Raw genomic sequence first — 2,635 nt, 5'->3', positions numbered from 1 at the left:
TAAGGCTAAGTTTTTACTAAAAATAGCAAAAATATTCCTATTCATAGAAATTGAAAGATTTATTCAACAGTCTTTATCATAGTAATTTTAAATTTCTATAACATCTAAAGTCTCACAAAGCTCCCAAAATATTTTTTTGACTGGAGATATTAATGATTCTTTTCTCATTACTACACCAACAGATATATCTGGTAGACCTTGAGTTTTTATTATATTTACAGATTTAGATAGATGGCTATGTTTTAGTATCACCTCAGGCACAATAGAAGTTCCTATACCAGATGATACTAATGACAAAATAGCCTCGTTACCATCAACATCACCATATATTTCAGGTTTTAAATTCTGCTTCATAAACCACTCATCTAAATTACTACTACCAATATAATGAGATGGTCGAATAAATGGTATATCTTTAGCTGCTTGTTTTAAACTTTTAACTTTTCTTGTCGAAGGCGCAATCATTACCATTTTTGTAGTTAAAACTTCTTTGACGCAATAGTTAATAGGGATATCTTTTGAAAGAATGCCTATAATAACATCTGTAGTATCTTCTTCTAGTTGACTAGTACAATTTTTTATCGAACCTGTAGTTAACTGTATTTTTATACCAGGATAATCAATATGTAACTTTTTAATAATATTAGGTAGAACCACATATGATGCTGTTACTGTACACGATAATCTAATATCTCCCATTATCTGCCCTTTCTTAGGATGTAATATACAATTTAAATCTTCATATTTTTGAAGCATTTCTTTAGCAAATTGATAATAAACCTTTCCAGCATCAGTTAATCTAATATTTCGACTATCTCTTTCAAAAAGTACCGCTCCAATTTCTTGCTCGATTCTTTGAATAAGTCGAGTTAAAGCTGAAGGCGTTAAAAAACATTTTTCACTAGCTCTACCAAAGTGTAAAGTTTCAGCCAATATCTTAAATGCATTTAATTCTTTTTTATCAATCATAATCATAAACTATTGCGATTTATGCAATAAATAATTGCAAACTTTTCACTTTATTTCAAGCTACACTTTATATAAAGTGTATACAGGTTAATAATAAAAATAGTCAAATACTGGAGACTGCCATGAAAATTCAAAGCAATATTTTCGAAGTTAAAGAATATAATTTAGGTGGCCACAATGAAACTATCGTTGCTGGCGGACGTCATCTATTTGAAAAGTTACCTCAAGCATTTGAAGGAATTAAACAAATTGGTGTAATTGGTTGGGGATCTCAAGGTCCAGCACAAGCCCAAAACTTACGTGACTCTTTAGAAGGAACAGGCATTAAAGTTAAGGTTGGTCTACGCGCTGGTTCAAGCTCTGAAAAAGAAGCTGAAGCTGTTGGCTTTACTAAAGAAAACGGCACTCTTGGAGAAATGTTTGATGTTATTAAAGAATCTGATATGGCTTTAATATTAATATCAGATGGTGCTCAAGCTAAACTTTATGACAAGATTATATCTGCTGTTAAACCTGGGGCAACTTTAGGATTCTCACATGGTTTCTTAATTGGTTTTGTTGAAAGTATTAATTACAAGATTAGAGACGATATCAATATTATTGCAATGTGTCCTAAAGGCATGGGACCTTCTGTTCGTCGTTTGTATGAGCAAGGTAAAACAATAAATGGCGCAGGTATTAATAGTAGTATTGGTGTTTATCAAGATGTTAATGGTAAAGCAACTGAACAGGCTCTAGGTTGGGCTATAGCTTGTGGCGCACCATTTGTATTCCCAACAACTATAGAAATGGAGTATCGTTCAGATATCTTTGGAGAAAGAGGCGTTTTACTTGGTGGTGTTCACGGAATTATTGAAACTTTACATAGATATTTCACGAACAATGGCATGGATAAAGAAGAAGCTTTTCGTCGCACTGCTGAAGCAATTACTGGTCCTATATCTAAAATCATATCAACTCAAGGTATGAAAAAAGTATATGAAAACCTAAATGATGAAGATAAGCAAAAATTTGAAAACGCTTATAACGCTTCTTACATTCCTTTATATGACATCTTAATTGAATGTTATGAAGATGTTGAAAGCGGTAACGAGATTCGCTCAGTTGTTATGGCTGGAGCACGTCATCATCGTCTACCGATGGGTAAAATTGACAACACAGAGCTATGGGAAATTGGCAAAAAGGTAAGAGCAGAACGTGATCAACATGATACACCTATTGATCCTATCACAGCAGGTGTATATATAGCTTGTATGATGGCTCAAACTGATGTTCTAGCTGAAAAAGGCCATGCTTACTCTGAAATAGTTAATGAATCTATTATAGAAGCTGTTGATTCGCTAAACCCATATATGCATTTTAAAGGTGTATCACATATGGTTGATAACTGTTCAACAACTGCAAGACTTGGTTCACGTAAATGGGCACCTAGATTTGATTATAACTTAATGCAACAAGCTATTCCTTGTATTAATGATAAAGCAGGTGCAGGTGCTCCTTTTGAGAAATTTGCTAGCCACCCTGTACATGAAGCTTTAGCTATATGCTCAACTTTACGTCCTTCTGTGGATATAAGCGTTGTAGAATAAATAATAAAGACTGTTGAATTAATATCCCAAATTGTTAGATATATTTTGTAAAATACAGATGTTACAGATATTAGTAT

2 protein-coding genes are annotated in these 2,635 nt (G+C 33.0%); one reads left to right on the top strand and one right to left on the bottom strand.

Translation table 11 applies throughout. The features are described 5' to 3' along the window. Positions 1–87: 87 nt before the first annotated feature. Positions 88–969 (bottom strand): HTH-type transcriptional activator IlvY, encoded by an 882-nt coding sequence (gene ilvY / locus R8535_RS10785; protein WP_329499147.1) that lies wholly within the window; start codon positions 967–969, stop codon positions 88–90. Positions 970–1,091: 122 nt separating this feature from the next. On the opposite strand from ilvY, the gene R8535_RS10780 reads away from it, so the two are divergent. Then, positions 1,092–2,558: a ketol-acid reductoisomerase gene (locus R8535_RS10780; protein WP_329499145.1), complete on the top strand. Its 1,467-nt coding sequence runs from the start codon at positions 1,092–1,094 to the stop codon at positions 2,556–2,558. Positions 2,559–2,635: the final 77 nt, after the last annotated feature.

The sequence above is a fragment of the Francisella sp. 19S2-4 genome, from assembly GCF_036281795.1.
Classification (GTDB): domain Bacteria; phylum Pseudomonadota; class Gammaproteobacteria; order Francisellales; family Francisellaceae; genus Francisella.
The sequence above is the reverse complement of the archived record's forward strand: the minus strand, read 5'-3'. Positions and strand labels throughout refer to the sequence as shown.

Excerpts from the sequence above, each read along its gene's own strand:
- R8535_RS10780 (WP_329499145.1), top strand. The coding sequence starts at position 1,092 with ATGAAAATTCAAAGCAATATTTTCGAAGTTAAAGAATATAATTTAGGT.
- ilvY (WP_329499147.1), bottom strand. The coding sequence starts at position 969 with ATGATTGATAAAAAAGAATTAAATGCATTTAAGATATTGGCTGAAACT.